Here is a 16,897-nt window from a genome sequence, read left to right on the forward strand (position 1 = left end):
CGGCGCGAAGGTGGGGAATTATATAGTGATAAGCCAATTTAAGGCTGGATAGCTCATCTGTTGACGCTATTATGATATTATTGTTGGTTTAAAAGTAGCAAAATTGCTACCTTTGCAGATGAAGTTTAAGGAAATGCTTAAGCTGCTAAAAGAGGATGGTTGGGAGGAGAAATCCCAAAAAGGTAGCCATCTGCAGTTGATGCATCCTTCGAAGCCTGGTAAAGTTACCATACCTGTGCACGGGGGAGATATACCGAGAGGTACCCTTAATTCAATTTTGAAACAGGCCGGGCTTAAATAGCCCACCTGTTAATACTTTCTCTTAAAAAAATTAGAATGAATAAGCTAAAATTAGATTTAATCATTGAACGAGGGGAACATGATTTGGCAGGTAGAGTAACCTACAACGATTCTTTAATCGTGGATGAAGCTGGTAATGTGCATGATCTTGAAGAAAAGCTAAAGCTACTCTTGTTCGAATTTGAAAACGTTGAACCTGAAACAGTAGTTTTTGAATATTTCTATGATGTCTATGCTTTATTTCAGGAGTTTGATTTTCTGAATATTGGAAAAGTTGCCCAAAGAGCAGGAATCAATGCCGGTTTAATGCGTCAGTATGCCAGTCAGGTTAAATACCCTTCTGCAACACAGGCACGGAAGATTGAGGATACCATTCATAAGTTGGCAGAAGATATGAGCAAAGCTTTAATTTACGCCTAGTAGAAAAATGAATAGTTATATTTATTATTTTCCTTTTCGGCGTGAAGGTTGGAAAGGATACCATGTCTATTCGTTCTGATTGCTCTTGTTCTTTTTTAAGGTCTAAAATGTTTTTTTCAGAAGCTCAAAATTAGTCTTCCAGTCGGGTTAAATTAGAAAACACGTATTTAGCGTTAGTTGGTATAACCATGGACTTTGGCACCAAAATGCTAACTGAATCTGGAGTATTGGTTTTTATGTCTTCTTTCAATATGGCAAAATTTTCATGCAAGTCTTCTTTTGCGAACCAAGCCACTTTATCGCAAATTTCAAAGACATAGAGTGTATCGCCTTTTTTTAGGTCTTTACAGATGTAAAGATTGGCATTAATTGTTTTTCCTGTGCATATTTTCTCGTTAGCGTATGTTTTAAATATACTCACGTCTGTGTAATGGGGATTGTCTAAAGATGCTTTCTTTAAAGCATCCATGCGTATTATTTTAATCACTAAATCGCTCTTTTGCTCCTTGGAACATCCCACGCTAAATAAAGTAAATAGATAAAATAAGCTGATCGTTACATTTTTTATTTTTCATCATTCATAACGAAATTTTTCACATGACTTACGCTCAATTAGAATATTACGTTTCTTAGTCCAAATAAAAAGTCATCAACCGTAAAAAATTTAGCATCCGGCATTGTATCGAATCCACTACCAATTTCATCAATTAAAGACAGTCCTGCAAAATCTTTCTCAATCTGAACAACGTAAAACAAATCTTTATGCCATATATCAATCATTATTGCTCCGGAATTAAATTCATGAATTAAATATTTAATAGCTCTCTGATTGAGCTCAGTGATTAATTTATTAAAAGCTTCTTGTGAATTGAATATCATTGTCCTGTGGAATTATTAGTTTTATTTAAGAAGGTTTTTCCATCTTTTCTATTTATAATACTGAAGTCACCACCTGGCTTGATTTCAATACGCTGTCCTTTGGTTAATGCGGTTACGCTGCCGTCGGAATGATACGTTACATATTTGTCATCAAGAATTCCATACATTCTGTCATTAGCGGTACTATATCTGATCTCAATATTATCTAGAGTTGAATTTATAAGATTTAGTGCCTCTTTTGGACTATTTGGCGCTGGAGCCTGTAAGATGTCGTCTTTAAACATAGTTAATCTCTCACCTTTTGTTAAAGTGGTTACTTGTCCTACTTCAAGCGCAACACCTCTCCCCAACCCTTTTCCGACACTCCCGATTAATTTTCCAGCACCCCAACCTAGCATAGCATCAGCCACTAAATTCCTTACTCCTTCATTGGCAGCTTTAGTATATTCCGCTTTAACTTTGCCTTTAGACATGCCGGCATTATTGGCGTTGGAAATAGGATCTAAAACAGAATTCACTAACCGGATATTATTGTTAACTCCCCATTTGACATAGGCTAACCAACCTTTTGCAATTGTCTTCAGACCAAAGAAAATCCCAGGCCCACCCATAATTGGAGGATAAGGCAAAGGCATCATCCCATCTGGATCAACAAATCTTATCGGATTATTAAAAGCGTAGTTGTAAGGTGAGTGTCTTCTCATTAGTTCAGCAAGTGGGTCTACCACATTCCACCTCGCAACTACCGGATCATAAAACCTTGCTCCATAATCATATTGCCCGAGCTCTCCCTGTATTTCTTTCTGGTTGTAAAGATATTTATTCTCATTTGATGCAGCAAGAACTGGTTTGCGTAGACCGAATGCATAATAATCATCGCGTTGTAGTACTTCCAAACTTCCACTTACCGGATTTTTGTAAAAAGTTGCACGATTGTTTCCTAAATGATCTTCAAGGGTATATTCATAACTATAAGTGCCGGAATTATTTCTTGAAAGCCCCTCTTCAGTTATGATAAAATCAATCGTTTCCCCATTTTTGTACTGAATACCATTGATGTAATCTGTTATTTCCCCTGTATTGCTCTGCTTTCTTAACTTGTTGCCCTTTGCATCGTAAGTATAGGTTACGTTTAGTGTTCCTTTTGTTACGGTCTGTGGTAGGTTTAGATAATTATAGCTTATTGTTGCTGCATTACGGCCGTCCGTAATGGTATTCCCATTTTCATCATATGCATATACGCCCGTTGCTAAAAGTCCACTAATGTTATTTAACCGATTGCCGGTATAGCTGTAATTTCCGGCTTTTCCATCACGTGTAAGACTATTTATATTACCCATCAGGTCATAGCTAATTACTTCCCCAAAATTTCCAGATGTAGCGTTATTGAGCCTATTTAGCTTATCATATCCATAGGTAAAAGTATTGGGCAAAGTTGTGCCCCCCGTACCCCATAATTGATTACTTATGTTGCCGTTATATTGAGGTGTTGTGCCATCATTATAATTGAGTTGCATACTAAAGAGATCTGAGTGACTGTTTTTTAGCCAACCACGTTCATTGTAGGCGTAGTCAATCTTTTGAAGAAATTCAGCATCAGCGATCGTTGCTAAAAAAAAGGAGCCCGATTTGGCTTCAAAACCTGGGCGAAGTGTAATGCTCTTACTGGCGGTACTCGTCTTATTTTGTCCAGATTGAACAATGTCTGCCTGATCAAGGATGAGATCTGTAGCAGCACTCTGACCAGCATTGGAGGCATGCATTTGCTTTTGCTTTAATTGCCCGATTTCGTTATAATCTAGTTTGCTTAATATAATTTCTCCTTGACTGTTAATATTTTCTGTTGTCAATAGTTTTCGGCCGGTATGATCGTATTCATAGCGATTGGCAATGGTGGTTGTTTTGCTATTTACCGTATGGGCTCTGTTACTTGTAAGGAGTTCATCGGCGAAGTTATAGGTATTGTCAATCACATCTGTTCCGGCCAGATGGTTTTGGCTTTTGCTTTGTACTAACCGACTTTCATTGTCATAATAATTTACCCTGAGCAGCATCGTGGTTGTGCCTAGTACATTAATTTTGCTTGCCGTAGGTAAACCCTTGGTTTGCGAAGCTAATACTTGTGTTGTCCCATTAGGTTGGCCAAAGTTATTTGCAGGAAAATTATAGTCATCATAGTAATTGATACTATGATAGCTTGAAATGGTTTGTGGAAATGAAGCGTTATCGTAGCCTTCGCCTGTTGATATCCGTTGTTCCCAAAGCACACTTTGGCTGTTTACAAGGCTTTGTAAGGCATCTGGGCTACGCGAATCACTAAATATGCCCGTAGTCACAATACGGCCAAAACAATCATACTTTGAAAATACCCATTCATTCTTAGTTTTTAGGTTAGCATCTTGTTTAAGTACGACCTGATCTAATAAATTATAAATCAGATATTCCCATCCTTTACCTGGAATTTTTTTTTCTATCAATCGATTCTTTTTATCGTAATGATAACCGTAAATATATTGATCGAATAGCGTATCTGTTTCAGTAAAGCTACTGATGTTTTGCCCGTTTTCGTTAACTGCCGGGGGTATAACGTAGCACTGGTTCCCGAGATCATCATATATATAATACGTTGATAGGCTTTTGGTGTCTGTTTCCCAAATTCGTTTCAAGACAATACGGCCATTGAAATCTTTGAATTCTTCCACTGTTCCGGCCTTTAAATCACCAGATATCCAGTTCTCATCCTTTATAATACTCTTAAACAGTTTACCAGGTTGATAGAAGCTCGAATTTGCACCATTTGTATTTATGGTCCATTGCTTTACCTCATTGAATGTGTTTGTCCCGTGTTCTGCTCTTGACGTGTGGCCACTTGAGGGTTGCCAGATCGCTCCGGGAGATCCCTGTTGTTCTATTACACTGGCAGGAGAGGATTCGTATATGGATTGTGAATAAGGATAAGCAGTGCTTACAACTCCTACAGGTGGCATATTGTAGAAAGCGGATTGCCCGGCACCATTTTGTAAAGCATCAGGACGATAAAATCCGCCGTTACCCGGCGAGGTATAAGGTAAGTATTTTTTATTCTCGCGACCAAAAGCATCATAAGTCAAAGGCTGAATGATATCAGCGAATGTCGGGCTTCCTTGCTTTTGAACGGTTTGAATCAGACGACCTAAGCCATCGAAGTATTCAGTCGTTTGAATGTAATCTTTGGTGTTTAAACCGTAGAGCTGCCCCATGTTTTTGACTCCGGGCACCTTGATAATGATTGAACGGCTATGGGTTCTTTCTCCAGGTACCAATTCAATTAAACCTTGTAAGCTTTCAGGTAGCAGGCCGATGTAAACTTCGTTTGAATATCCGATCAGTCCCATGCAGTCAAACTTTCTTCTGTAGACTGCGTCATTAGTTAAGTTGCCGGTTCCAATCAGATCTTTTGACGCCGCTCCTGCAACATCAACAAATACCCCATCTATGTTTTTTTGCCATTGATAGCTAACTGTAACTGGTGGTAAAGAGGCCGGATAACAATATGCTGTTGTAACATTTCCCCCTAATATATTAGCAGAAGTACCATAATTTATGGTCTCATTATTGGCCTGTATTTTCGGACTGTTTACCCCATAAATTGTAACCGGGACACCTATTGCGACCAAGCTGGTATCCGCCACAAAAGCCGTGTCCGAAATGGCTATTCTCCGATATTTTTTTGTGCATTCAGTAAGTTGTGGTGTTAAGAATGAGGCCGTTTCACCTGGTAGATCTTCCCAACCTTCAAGGCGGTCTGTTTGCCATTTATATCTGTATCGTTTTGAAATCCCCCCCGTTGGCAGACTCATTTTAATCGTATCGGTATAACTGTTTAGCAAGTGATATTTTACAGCGGGAACCTGAAGGCTTCCCGGGGAGAAATTCGTATTGTTAACCGCTAACACCTGTTTCAGGATTTTATAGGTCTGTATAGGGCCCTGTCCACCAGGTCCCGAGTCTGTAATTAAGAGACTAATTGTAATGTATGCACTGGTTGTCGCCAGATTAAACGGAATACTAAACGAGTTTTGTCCGTTTACTTGTACATTGATATTCCCCCCTAAGGCCCAGGATTGTCCATCTGATGTTGAGCCATATGCTGTACATTTTGTTATGGTAAGCATAGAAGAGGATGGATAATTCATATCATAGGTTACGGAAAAATTAATGGTATTGCCGTTTACGATCTTAGGTGCTTTTATTGCAAATGGTAATCCATCAATATTCTTTCCAAATAAGTTGGCAGTGACAGTACTGCTCAATACAATCAGAATGATAAGAGCTGTTAATTGTTTTCGAAGCATGTTCAGTGGTCTATAGATTAATGGATGGCAACAACCTTTGGTTGATATTGTATAGTTTGCACCAGCTCTTTGTTGTTATTTTTGATGGCAATTGTCTTCCCTTCTGCGTTGTATTCGTAATACTGGTATTGGTTCTTAGCATCACATTTAGAAAGCAGGCCTGTTCCCGGTTTATAGGTATAGGTTGCCATCTGCGAATTTTCCGGATAGATGCGGATCTCATCAATCTTTGTCCCGGATAATATCATTCCAGGCGTATAGGCACTGCTTTGAAAAGTCCAGGAATCGTTGTTCCAGACCCAATAAGTAATTTTGAGTGGAATACTTGGGCTAGGTGTGAATGCCACCGTGTAGTTGCCGGTATGGCTTAGGTTGCCGGCTTTCGCATTTGCATCGTAGCTTCCATCTCCTTCTTCAAAGCTATTATAATATATTTGTCCGCTTTTTGCATTGGTCACTTCAGCAACCAGATGTTGTTTGTTGTAGCCCCATATAAAGGAGTTCGGGACCCCATTTTGTTTTTGTTGTTCTAATAAATTCCCTGCATCGTCATATTTTGAAAAGTCTAACAGCGGTTTATATAAACTACTTTTAGAGATGGCGCCATTGCTTACCACAGCTGAGGAGAAAGCTGTGCCGGCACTGACCACTTCTGAAGAGTAGACTGTGCGGGGATAGGGAATGTTGTTAAAATATTCAGTAAAAGTTGAAATAAGATTTCCTCTGCCGGTCGCACTTTTGCGATAGCTCATTTGCTCTATTGGAGCTGTAATCATGTTTTTATCATACAGCCGTTTAATCCCCAGACTTAGGTCATCGCTTTGAGTAATATTCGAAAAAGCGGCAACAACCTTTGTTTCAGTGATGGTACTATCTCCTGTCGAATTGACCGATACTGTTTTACTTGGAATATTTAGAAAGGGGATTGCATAATTATAGAACGATCTTGTCAATGTTGATTGTGTGGTATCCGTCGAAGAATATTCCTTAAGAGAATCATTTTGCAAATAATACCAGTCATTGTCAATAACGTAATTACTCGTCTTTTCAGTTGAAGGAATAAAACTACTGTTCTTTTTGTATATCTTTTCTTTAGTCAGCAGTCCCCTTTGCCAATCCTTACCGGTATTGGAATAAGCCAGTTCTTTTTTGCCTCCAGAGGCATTTTCACCATATTCTATGGTGACGTTGGAATAACCAACATAAGATTCAAGAGGTTTTATTGCTGTTTTATTACTGTTGGCCATAACCACCTTAAAGTCACCCGAGGTATATTTAAGAGCTGTTGAAAACTGAATGGATTCGACTTCACGAGTTACAAACTGTACATTGAGGTTCGCACGTTGTCTTGGAACAGTATCTCCCGCATTTTGAAATACCTGGATATTCCAGAATACCTCAGGAAAGGTATAATATTCAATTTTTGTCCCTACTGCAGCAGCGAAGGTAGATGTGGGTACATATAAGCTCATGTCCTGCTCTTTGTATTCCGGTAATACACCGAAACTTCCACTAGATACCGACGGATTGCTAAATTTATTATATTTATAAGATTGAATGATGTCTTTAGTAGGGTCAATTCCATCAAAAGTTGACATATTTTTGATTCTTAGTCCTCCGGCAGGATATTGGTTGGGTATAATTGAGGCATAGTGTCTGCCGAGGACACCTCCAACACTAAAACTCAGGTCAACTGGCGCGATCACATCCGTTGAAGTACCATTGTAATCTGGCATGGATACTTTTGCAGCCTCTATCCTGTATACGCCATTGGGCATAAAACGGTTAAAAAAAGCTAAAGGATTTATTGTTCCAGCGGGAATATTTATAATTGTATCCAATGAAAGTGTTCTAATTGAAGCATTGCCTGCAGCCAGGGGTCTTAAAATAACCTGTATAAAAGTATTCTGATTGGCTGCTCCCCTTGTGAAGTTAAAGACGATATCTTGTCCCTTTACCCCATTTACAGAAGCGGGAGAGTTAATCACGAAATTAGTGCCGCAAAACAAGCCCTGTTCAGGTGTACCCAGGCTGGGCGGTATTGGCATAGATTTTCTACCAAACGAAGTCTTTCTGGTTAAGGGGTCAGGATAGGATTCATAACCTGGGAATGGGGTTTCTGTTGTATTCAACTCATATTCAAAAGAAGTAGATCCCCCGTTGGGATAAACAATCTTCTTTAATATTCCTGCTTGGGATAGCGAATCGCTGCATTGCCGGTCGCTAAAGGAGGAGCCGATGGTGTGCTCAAGAAAGGTTCCGGCATCCCTTAAGCGTGTATATGGAGGTACAAGGCTCTGATTTGGACTGCCATTATAATAACCCCAGTGATCTTGTGAAAGTGAGCCCTGCTCGGGCATTTCTATATTATTGTAATTGAAAGAATAGGTGTCAGGATGGCTAAGGCCATTTATAGATAAGGAATCTAGTCTTAGCCGATAGAACAGCGATTTATATTTAGCATCCACATCCGGATTTGCTCTTACTTCAAAACTACCGGATTCGAAATAAGATTGGTGAAAATGAATGTCTTTAACCTTTCGTAAGAAGGTGATACCACTGGATTCAAATTGTCTGATTCCTGTTAATGTACTGGCTCCAGGAAGGTCTTTTCTTGCACTTTCATAAAGAAACTGTAGCTTCCCGCCAGGAAAAATAATGTTTGAAATGCGGTAGACACGGGTCTTGTTTTCATGGTTCCATGTACTTGATAACCCATCATCAATCAGATCTTGTATGCCATTGGTTTTAGAAAGGTAGTGAATTTCCTTGCCAGAAGATTTGATTAAACTGATATCGACAGCATCGTACTCAAAATTGACCTTTTGCCCGTTAATCAATTCGATTTGCGTCAGATAGTAAGTTGTACTGTCTTCGATGGCTTTGTTGTTTTTTAATGTACTGATCTTACCTCCATAGGAATACTTTATGCCTTCGGTATTAGTCAGAATGAAGGAAGCGTCGGGTAGGCGTTGTACTTGTATTTTTTCCTTCGGAGAGTGAACGATAAGTTTACTAAACTTGCAATTTAGGCCAGGTGCTGTTACCCTGAATAAATCAGGTTCATCGTTGTCATATTTCCAATTGGTACCGTTTGCAGGATTCTTTCTCAGTATATTATCAAAACCATCCTTAATAATGGTTACGGTGTCTGCAACACTAGCGAAAAATCCTTCATCAGGATATTTAACGACGATTTTATTGAGCTGTCCACCAGCATTCAGTGCCCAGCCTAATCCCACATTGGAAGCTACATCTTCTGTTTTTATACCTCCTCCATGATAGCTGATATCGATTGGTAAATTAAAACCTGATATGCTTAAGTTGAGCAATGGGATATTGACAGAAGCAATTCCTGTATGAAGATTAACTGGAATGTCTCCGAATTTGCTTACTCCTGTAGCAGAAGGTGCCGCCGGAGTAAACTTTATCAAACTGGAATTCTGAGCATCTGCGCTTTGGACGAATGCGCTAAGTGTAAAAGCAAAAAAGAATATTTTCTTTGCATATTTTTTTATCATGCTTTGTGGTGGTTTGTTTCGGTAAATGTGGTTTGTGGTGTTTGGAGTAGTTAATTGATGAATTGTTTTTCGAAACAATCTCTTCAAATGACATGTATTAAATCTATAGCTTATTTAATGCTTATTTTTCGTGTATCATAAATGTTACGCATACGTTTGTTATTTGTAATCAGAGGCTTAAATAGGAGTTGCAAGCGGTCAGTCCGATATTATGAGTCCAGAATGCTATTCATTTATACCTCTTTTTTTCTCCCGTCCTAACCTGGCGATAAAACTTAAAATTGCCATCCCAACGATACGTGGATTTGAGTAACAGATTTGGTAATGTCCAAAAATAGATGGAAATTACTTGAAAGGTTTTTAATCGTAAAACACACTTAAATATGAAAAAAGTAACAGGCCTTGGTGGCGTATTTTTTAAATGCGACAATCCAAAAGGCATGAACGAATGGTATGCCAAAAACCTTGGATTGGCGACCAGTGATTGGGGAGTAACGTTTGAATGGCGGCAGGCAGATGACCCTACGAAAACGGGATCTACAGCCTGGTGCACCTTTCCGAAGGATACCAAATATTTCAATCCTTCAGACAAGCCATTTATGATCAATTACCGGGTGGATAATATCGTTGCACTGGTAGAAGAACTAAAAAAGGACAACGTGACCATTGTTGATGAGATCGTGGACTCTGAATTTGGAAAATTCGTTCACATCTTAGATCCGGAAGGAAACGCTATTGAGCTTTGGGAACCTAAAGATGAAGGGTAACCTGGATGGAGTTCATCTCTCGGATATAACGATGCGTTTGAATACCATCGCTATATCCGAGATCATCCCTTGCCCTGATTGAAGCTATAACTGATATGGAATATTAATCCCTGGCATGGAAGCAAGGTCTGCACCTTGGTTCATAACTGTCTTTCTCTCCTAAAAGAATCTTTGACTCATTGGCAACCGTTCTGTAAGAATAAACAGCGGGGCTTCCACAACGAACACATACTGCATTTACTTTAGTGACCAGTTCTGCTATTGCCATTAATGCCGGCATTGGACCGAAAGGTTTACCGCTAAAATCCATGTCCAGACCGGCAACAATTACGCGAATCCCTTTTTGTGCCAGCATATTGCAAACCTCAGGAAGGTTCTCATCAAAAAACTGTGCCTCGTCGATTCCAACCACCTGCACATTCGTATCCAGGAATAAGATCGCCGATGAGTTTTCTACCGGAGTAGACTGAATAGAATTTCTATCATGAGATACAATTGCGGTCTCATCATACCTGGTATCCGTTGCAGGTTTGAAGATCTCTACATTCAGTTTGGCGATTTGAGCACGCTTTAACCTTCTTAACAATTCTTCCGTTTTACCTGAAAACATAGAGCCGCAAATTACCTCTATACTGCCGCAAAACTCTCCTCTTCTGTAATTTTGTTCGCTGAATAACATCTATGGTTTGATCTTTATAGCCGACTAATATCGAAATTTTGTAGTATTTTTGAGTACCAAGTTACCAACATAAAACATTCATTCTGTCGTTATTAAATTATGATGAACCAAGAAGATATTTTTAAAAAGATAGGCCTGATCTTAAATGAACTTCAAGACCAGTACGAGTATTTGGCGCAAAACCCAAAGCAACTCAATGAGTTAGAGCTCGAACTCTTTATGGCTAACGCCAACTTTTTATCAGATCATGTTCAGATTGTAAGAAAATTAAACAGTACCAAAGTGGTTAAGGAAATCCCGGAGCATACCTCCGCAGCTCCTGAAACTGTGGAAGAAAAGGTAGCAGAATTACCGGTCCATCCTGAAGAATGGTCTCATCAGGCCGAAGAGATTGAGGAAGAAATAGTTGAAGAATTGAACAGCAACGAAATTGTTGCTGAGGAAAAGGTACCGGTTGAAGTTGCCGAAGAAATAGAACAACAGCAGATTAAAGAAGCGTTTGTTGAATCACCGATAGAACGGCAACCGATAGAGCGGGAACCGATTGAAAGAGATCTGTTTAAACTAGATAAGGAACCCTCTACATTTGAGTTCATACTAAAAGATATTGGTGCTACCGATCAATTCGAGTTTGAGGAAAAATCTGTAGATGAAATTTTTGACAGGCCTCTGAGTAAGGAAGAAGAGGAAGTCATCGCACAAAAGCAACGAATCAGAGACCAGGAAGCTCAGGTAAAAGTAGAAACGGAAACAGATGATGAGCTTGGGCCGGAACCCTTCCTTGTTGCAAAAGAGGAGGATATTGTTCCTGCCGCAAGTACTCAGCTGGTTTTGAATGATTTTGAAAGAAAAGAAGTTCATGCTTTTAAAGAAGAAGTGATTGTGGAAGAAGCTCCCATTGTTGCTTATAAAGCAGAAGAACCTAAAGTCGAAACGATTATAGCCGAAGTGCCTAAAGTAGAAGTACCTGCAGTTGAAGCTCCTAAATCGGAAGCTCCAAAAACAGAAGAGACTGCCAGGCCTACTTTAAACGAACTCTTAGCCCGTCAGAACGGAAATAGTAATGTCAACACCGATAACAGCAGAAACAACATCACAGACCTTAAACAAGGCATCAACCTGAACGATAAGATGCTATATATAAAAGACCTGTTTAACGGATATAACCTGGCTTATGCCGAAGTAATCGACCTGTTGAACAAGATGCCTGATTTTAAAACAGCAGATTCATTTTTGCAGAACAATTATGCCATAAAGAATAACTGGGCATCCAGACAGGGAACGGTTGATAAATTCTATGAATTGTTAAATCAGCGTTTTCCCGCGAATAATTAAATAGGCTTAGATCGTTATTCTGCTTAAATAAAGCCCATTCTATTCGAATCCAGTTTAAGGAAGATAAACAGCAATACCGTAAAACTCCAGAGCGAAGAACCTCCATAGCTGATGAAAGGCAAAGGAATCCCGATCACGGGGATGATGCCTATCGTCATTCCTATGTTGATGAACACGTGGAAAAAGATAATACTGGCCACACAATATCCGTAAACTCTGGAGAAGGTAGAACGCTGCCGTTCGGCAAGGTTGATGACCCTGAGCAGCATGAAAATATATAAGGCGATTACCGTGAAACAACCTGCAAATCCCCATTCCTCTCCGATGGTGGAGAAGATAAAGTCGGTACTTTGCTCTGGCACATAACCGTATTTCGTTTGTGTGCCCTCTAAAAAACCACGTCCGGTTAACTGTCCGGAACCAATGGCGATTTTGGATTGTATCACGTTATATCCTGCCCCTTTAGGGTCTGTCTTGAGGCCAAGCATGATTTCAATCCTTGTCTTCTGATGTGGCTCTAAAAGCTTATTGTAGGCCAACTTCACTGTAAACAAGTAAAGTATTGCCACTACCGTAACAATAATACTTGAGAACATGATCTTTTGCTTCCGTCTGTTCTGGTAAATAAACAAGCCTCCTATAGCCAGAACTATCGGTAACAAGATCTCTATGGGAACCAGGAAGTCGGCGATGAAAAGCACGATCATTCCCAGGAAAATCAACAGGAAATATCCAGATAAGCCTTCTCTGTACAAAGGAAACATGAAAGATAAAAAGACCAGTCCGGAACCCATATCCGGCTGCAACATGATCAGAAACAATGGAATTACAATAATTACTGCCGCAAAAAATATAGACCTTACATCCCTTAATTTAGGGCTGAAGGTACCTATATAACGGGCCAGCAGTAGTGCGGTACCAAATTTTGCAAGCTCTGAGGGTTGCAGCCTGAAGCTTCCCAGAGGAATCCAGGCCTGGTTTCCGCCTACTTTTCTTCCCACAACGAGTACCAGGACAAGCAGCAACATTGTTATCCCATAGACGATGGGAGAGAAGATGCTGAAAAACTTTGCATCCAGTAACAGAATGGAGAAGCCAAGGATCAGTCCTGTAATGACATATATCAGTTGTTTGCCGTAGCTGGTGGAGAAATTGAATTCACTGCCTGTTGATCCGTTAAAGATCGAAGCATAGATATTCACTACACCAATCGAACATAAAGCAACATAGAGCAGGATCGTAATCCAGTCTACATTAAAGAAGAACCGATTTCCCTGTTGAGTACTCATTTTGTTGTTTGAATTGGTTTAGCTGTTTGAATCGGTTTAACAGTTTGAATTGGTTTAGCAGGAACAGGAGGCGTACCCAATGTTTTAGGCTTCTGTGTACTTTTTAAGATAGAATCTTTTTTAGCAGAATCTGTCAACAGTGGTTTCAGTTTTACCTTAGGTTTTGGAGGCAATGGTAAAATTACCTGTTTTTTCATCCATTCCACACTTGCCCTTTTGTTAACAGCAATGCTGTCTTTCAGGTATTTTTCTGTGATGTAACTTGCTATTGGTGCAGCATATGAACTACCATAACCTGCATTCTCTACTACTACTGCAATGGCAATTTTTGGATTGTCCCTCGGTGCAAAACCGATAAATACGGAGTGGTTCTTTCCACGTGGATTTTGTACCGTTCCTGTTTTGCCACACATGATGATATTATCGATCATGGATTGTCTGGCTGTACCCCATGGCGCACTTACGGCATCCTGCATCCCATCGATTACCGGCTCAAAGTGCCTGGCATCTACATCAACATAGTTTTTCCGGGCATATTCCTTTTTGATGACCTTGTTTTCTCCAATAGCTTTGATCAGGTGGGGTTTAACATAGTATCCACGGTTCGCAATGATGGCCATAATGTTGGCCATTTGTAATGGGGTAGCATCCATTTCTCCTTGTCCGATTCCCAAAGATATGACCGTGGTATAGCGCCAGGATTTGCCGTATTTTTTATTGTAATAGTCCGAGGCATATAATCTCCCTGTCCGTTCGGAAGGGAGATCCACACCAAGTTTCTCTCCAAGACCAAACTTCTTCACCTTTTGCTGCCATGCATCATAAGCTATTCTCTGATTGGCATATTTTTTTTGGGTGATCAGTTTTTGAAATACGTACAATGCATAGGTGTTACAGGATCTTGCCAGACCTTTACGTAAGGCAATATTTCCATCCACGTGCTCACATTTCACCCTGTGATTTCCTGCCATATAATATCCAGGACAGTTGAAGGTGGTATTCGGATCGATTACGCCATCTTGTAAACCAAGCAGGGCATCCAGTGGCTTAAATGCAGAACCCGGCGAGTAATAACCTTGTATTGGGCGTACCGTAAACACCCGGTTCGGATTTTTTTCCTGGTTGATTAAATCCATGTAATTGTTTCCCTGTTGCCGTCCCACCATTAAGTTCGGGTCGTAACCAGGACTGCTCACAAAGGCCAGGATCTCACCTGTAGAAGGCTCAATTGCCACGATACTGCCGACTTTGTTTTTCATGAGCTCCTCGCCAAGTTTCTGAATCCGGAAATCCAGAGAAGAAACTACTTTCTCACCTGATTTGGCAAGGGTATCAAATTTACCTTCCGCATAACTTCCTTTCGGTACATTGTGCACATCATATAACATGTTGATGATGCCTTTTTCTCCTCTGAGGACATCATTATATTGTTTTTCCACCCCGGCTTTGCCGATATAATCTCCGGGACGGTAATAGCCATCGCTTTCTTCAATATCTTTAGGGGATACCTCTTTTACATAACCAAAGAAATGACCGGCTGCACTGTCGGGATAATACCTTACGGTCCTGCTTTGTACAAAGAAACCCGGGAAACGGGAAAGTTGTTCAGACAGGGCCGCATAGACCTGTATCGATAATTGTTTCTCAAAGATGTTAGGCTGATATCTGGACTGAACAGTTGCTTTATTCAGACTTTTCTTAAAGCGTTTCATATCGATGCCAACGATGTGACAAAGGGCAAGGGTATCAAATTCTTTAACCTGATTTGGAATGACCATTAAGTCATATACCGGCTCGTTCTGAACCAGCACTTTTTCATTCCTGTCCAGGATTACCCCTCTGGCCGGGAAGGTATAAAGCTTGCGCAAGACATTACTTTCTGCGGAGAGGAAGTATTTGTCGCTCGCTACCTGGATATAAAACAGGGTGCCCAATAGAATTAAGGCGATCGCGATAAATAAACCCTGTATGATATATTTTCGGTTAAACAGATTGTCCATTAGCGTGCTTTCCTGTTATAGAATACGAATTCTATTAAGATGATTAAAAACAAAGTAAATAGCGTGCTGAAAAGGCACCTCAGTAAAGTATAAGAGAACTCTGTTAACCGGAATGTCTCCAGAAAGAAAAGGACAAGATGGTGCGCAGAAATACAAAGCGCAGCATAAATACTAAACCATTTGAAGCCCATGTTTCCCAATGTAGGCTCCGGCTCATCAAAATTATCTTTGTTTACCGTTACGGCAATAAATGAAATCCTGACGAATGTTAATGTCACGCAGGCGGCAATATGCACACCCATCGTATCATAGAAAGCATCCAGTGTCAACCCGGTTACAAAGGCAATCAGGTACAACAGCAGGTTCGGGATTTTAAAAGGAAGTAAGAGAAGGAAAAGAACATACACAAAAGGAGTGGCCAGGCTGTAAAAGCTCAGGTTTCTAAGGAGTATGATTTGAATAAAAAGTAGTAAGAACCATCTGAAGATGTTTACCAATATTATTTTACTGTTCATTTGGCAATTTTGATTCTAAGCTTTTTTGTTCCTCTGCTAATTTGTCTTTAATGACATATACGTACTGTAAGGTACTAAAATCATTGAAAAGTTCGATTTCTATCGTCAGGAAATTATCTCCTGTTGCGATGCCGGTATTGCTCACGCGTCCTACGGGAATGCCCGGAGGGAAAGATGAGAATCCCGAAGTAACGACTGTGTCTTTTAAGGCGATCTTAAAATGATTGGGGACGTCCTTGATATAAGCCTTTCTGAAATCAGCATTTTTTGTTCCCCATACCAAAGTACCCAGGGCATTGTTTTTCTTCAGGGTCACACTCACCTTCGTATCCTTATGCAATAAAGAAGAGATCGTGGCCAGGTGATCTGAAACATCCCGGATATAACCAACTACCCCTTTTCCCGGAGAGATCACGGCCATTCCACTGGCAAGGCCATCAGCTTTTCCTCTGTTGATGGTGATGATGTTGTTCCTTAAGGTAATGGAATTCTTGATTACCCTGGCTGCAAGGTAAGTGTATTGTGAATTGTTGAGGCTGTCTTTGACCACCACATTTTTGGCGCTGTCGATCTTTTTAAGTGCGAGCACTTCTGTCTTCAGCTTCGCATTTTCTGAGGCAAGACTATCATTTACATCGCCGAGGTTCATGTACTTCTTCAATACATTCAGGTTGGTGTAAGCGTTTCCAACTACCTCATTGGTAGAATTTACGGCTACACTGCGCTGGTAGGAGTTGTTACTTACCGTCAGGTAAAGCCCGATGATAAAGAAAATGATAAAAAAGAAAAATGCGTTATATCTGTTTATGAAAATCCAAAGGTTACGCATACTTTTCGATTTGTTTTCTGATTCAGGTT

13 protein-coding genes are annotated in these 16,897 nt (G+C 40.1%); 4 read left to right on the forward strand and 9 right to left on the reverse strand.

Features of this window, described 5'->3' with window-relative positions; translation table 11 throughout:
* Nucleotides 1-133: 133 nt before the first annotated feature.
* Nucleotides 134-301, forward strand: a complete 168-nt coding sequence (locus BLQ87_RS31525) for a type II toxin-antitoxin system HicA family toxin (protein WP_245723969.1) — start codon at nt 134-136, stop codon at nt 299-301.
* Between the two features lie 35 nt (nt 302-336).
* A complete protein-coding gene (locus BLQ87_RS31530) occupies nt 337-720 on the forward strand; it encodes a hypothetical protein (RefSeq protein ID WP_074612881.1) in 384 nt (127 codons plus the stop codon).
* A gap of 130 nt (nt 721-850) precedes the next feature.
* On the opposite strand, the gene BLQ87_RS31535 is transcribed toward BLQ87_RS31530, so the two are convergent.
* The 4 genes from BLQ87_RS31535 to BLQ87_RS31550 all read right to left on the reverse strand — a co-directional run bounded on the left by BLQ87_RS31535 (nt 851) and on the right by BLQ87_RS31550 (nt 9,454).
* The gene (locus BLQ87_RS31535) at nt 851-1,189 is read right to left on the reverse strand and encodes a hypothetical protein (protein ID WP_074612882.1); all 339 of its coding nucleotides are present in this window, start codon (nt 1,187-1,189) and stop codon (nt 851-853) included.
* Between the two features lie 143 nt (nt 1,190-1,332).
* Entirely contained in the window at nt 1,333-1,599 is a 267-nt protein-coding gene (locus tag BLQ87_RS31540; RefSeq protein ID WP_074612883.1) for a hypothetical protein, read from the reverse strand.
* A complete protein-coding gene (locus tag BLQ87_RS31545; protein WP_074612884.1) occupies nt 1,596-5,933 on the reverse strand; it encodes a DUF6443 domain-containing protein in 4,338 nt (1,445 codons plus the stop codon). The genes BLQ87_RS31540 and BLQ87_RS31545 overlap by 4 nt, the downstream gene beginning before the upstream one ends.
* 17 nt (nt 5,934-5,950) lie before the next feature.
* Nucleotides 5,951-9,454 carry a hypothetical protein gene (locus BLQ87_RS31550; protein ID WP_074612885.1) on the reverse strand — a complete coding sequence of 1,168 codons (3,504 nt, stop codon included), beginning with the start codon at nt 9,452-9,454 and terminating at the stop codon, nt 5,951-5,953.
* A gap of 383 nt (nt 9,455-9,837) precedes the next feature.
* Between BLQ87_RS31550 and BLQ87_RS31555 the strand changes: the two genes are divergently transcribed.
* Nucleotides 9,838-10,221 carry a VOC family protein gene (locus BLQ87_RS31555; protein WP_074612886.1) on the forward strand — a complete coding sequence of 128 codons (384 nt, stop codon included), beginning with the start codon at nt 9,838-9,840 and terminating at the stop codon, nt 10,219-10,221.
* Between the two features lie 103 nt (nt 10,222-10,324).
* Here the strand turns inward: BLQ87_RS31555 and BLQ87_RS31560 are convergent, their stop codons facing one another.
* The gene (locus BLQ87_RS31560; RefSeq protein ID WP_074612887.1) at nt 10,325-10,900 is read right to left on the reverse strand and encodes a thymidine kinase; all 576 of its coding nucleotides are present in this window, start codon (nt 10,898-10,900) and stop codon (nt 10,325-10,327) included.
* 99 nt (nt 10,901-10,999) lie between these two features.
* On the opposite strand from BLQ87_RS31560, the gene BLQ87_RS31565 reads away from it, so the two are divergent.
* Nucleotides 11,000-12,235, forward strand: a complete 1,236-nt coding sequence (locus tag BLQ87_RS31565; protein ID WP_074612888.1) for a hypothetical protein — start codon at nt 11,000-11,002, stop codon at nt 12,233-12,235.
* A gap of 23 nt (nt 12,236-12,258) precedes the next feature.
* Here the strand turns inward: BLQ87_RS31565 and rodA are convergent, their stop codons facing one another.
* Genes rodA through mreC form a run of 4 tightly spaced genes read right to left on the reverse strand, consistent with a single transcriptional unit; the run spans nt 12,259 to nt 16,868 of the window.
* Nucleotides 12,259-13,524 carry a rod shape-determining protein RodA gene (gene rodA, locus BLQ87_RS31570; protein ID WP_074612889.1) on the reverse strand — a complete coding sequence of 422 codons (1,266 nt, stop codon included), beginning with the start codon at nt 13,522-13,524 and terminating at the stop codon, nt 12,259-12,261.
* Nucleotides 13,521-15,524: a penicillin-binding protein 2 gene (mrdA, locus tag BLQ87_RS31575; protein ID WP_074612890.1), complete on the reverse strand. Its 2,004-nt coding sequence runs from the start codon at nt 15,522-15,524 to the stop codon at nt 13,521-13,523. The genes rodA and mrdA overlap by 4 nt, the downstream gene beginning before the upstream one ends.
* Complete coding sequence (locus BLQ87_RS31580) at nt 15,524-16,039, reverse strand: rod shape-determining protein MreD (protein ID WP_074612891.1); 516 nt, start codon at nt 16,037-16,039, stop codon at nt 15,524-15,526. Before BLQ87_RS31580 ends, mrdA begins: the two co-directional genes overlap by 1 nt.
* A complete protein-coding gene (gene mreC, locus BLQ87_RS31585; protein ID WP_074612892.1) occupies nt 16,029-16,868 on the reverse strand; it encodes a rod shape-determining protein MreC in 840 nt (279 codons plus the stop codon). The genes BLQ87_RS31580 and mreC overlap by 11 nt, the downstream gene beginning before the upstream one ends.
* Between the last annotated feature and the right edge of the window lie 29 nt (nt 16,869-16,897).

The organism is Pedobacter steynii (assembly GCF_900103665.1).
In the GTDB taxonomy this organism is placed as follows: domain Bacteria; phylum Bacteroidota; class Bacteroidia; order Sphingobacteriales; family Sphingobacteriaceae; genus Pedobacter; species Pedobacter steynii.

Coding starts and splice junctions, on each gene's coding strand:
- rodA (WP_074612889.1), bottom strand. CDS start 13,524: ATGAGTACTCAACAGGGAAATCGGTTCTTCTTTAATGTAGACTGGATT.
- BLQ87_RS31535 (WP_074612882.1), bottom strand. CDS start 1,189: ATGGATGCTTTAAAGAAAGCATCTTTAGACAATCCCCATTACACAGAC.
- BLQ87_RS31555 (WP_074612886.1), top strand. CDS start 9,838: ATGAAAAAAGTAACAGGCCTTGGTGGCGTATTTTTTAAATGCGACAAT.
- mreC (WP_074612892.1), bottom strand. CDS start 16,868: ATGCGTAACCTTTGGATTTTCATAAACAGATATAACGCATTTTTCTTT.
- BLQ87_RS31580 (WP_074612891.1), bottom strand. CDS start 16,039: ATGAACAGTAAAATAATATTGGTAAACATCTTCAGATGGTTCTTACTA.
- BLQ87_RS31530 (WP_074612881.1), top strand. CDS start 337: ATGAATAAGCTAAAATTAGATTTAATCATTGAACGAGGGGAACATGAT.
- BLQ87_RS31545 (WP_074612884.1), bottom strand. CDS start 5,933: ATGCTTCGAAAACAATTAACAGCTCTTATCATTCTGATTGTATTGAGC.
- BLQ87_RS31540 (WP_074612883.1), bottom strand. CDS start 1,599: ATGATATTCAATTCACAAGAAGCTTTTAATAAATTAATCACTGAGCTC.
- BLQ87_RS31550 (WP_074612885.1), bottom strand. CDS start 9,454: ATGATAAAAAAATATGCAAAGAAAATATTCTTTTTTGCTTTTACACTT.
- BLQ87_RS31565 (WP_074612888.1), top strand. CDS start 11,000: ATGATGAACCAAGAAGATATTTTTAAAAAGATAGGCCTGATCTTAAAT.
- BLQ87_RS31525 (WP_245723969.1), top strand. CDS start 134: ATGCTTAAGCTGCTAAAAGAGGATGGTTGGGAGGAGAAATCCCAAAAA.
- mrdA (WP_074612890.1), bottom strand. CDS start 15,524: ATGGACAATCTGTTTAACCGAAAATATATCATACAGGGTTTATTTATC.
- BLQ87_RS31560 (WP_074612887.1), bottom strand. CDS start 10,900: ATGTTATTCAGCGAACAAAATTACAGAAGAGGAGAGTTTTGCGGCAGT.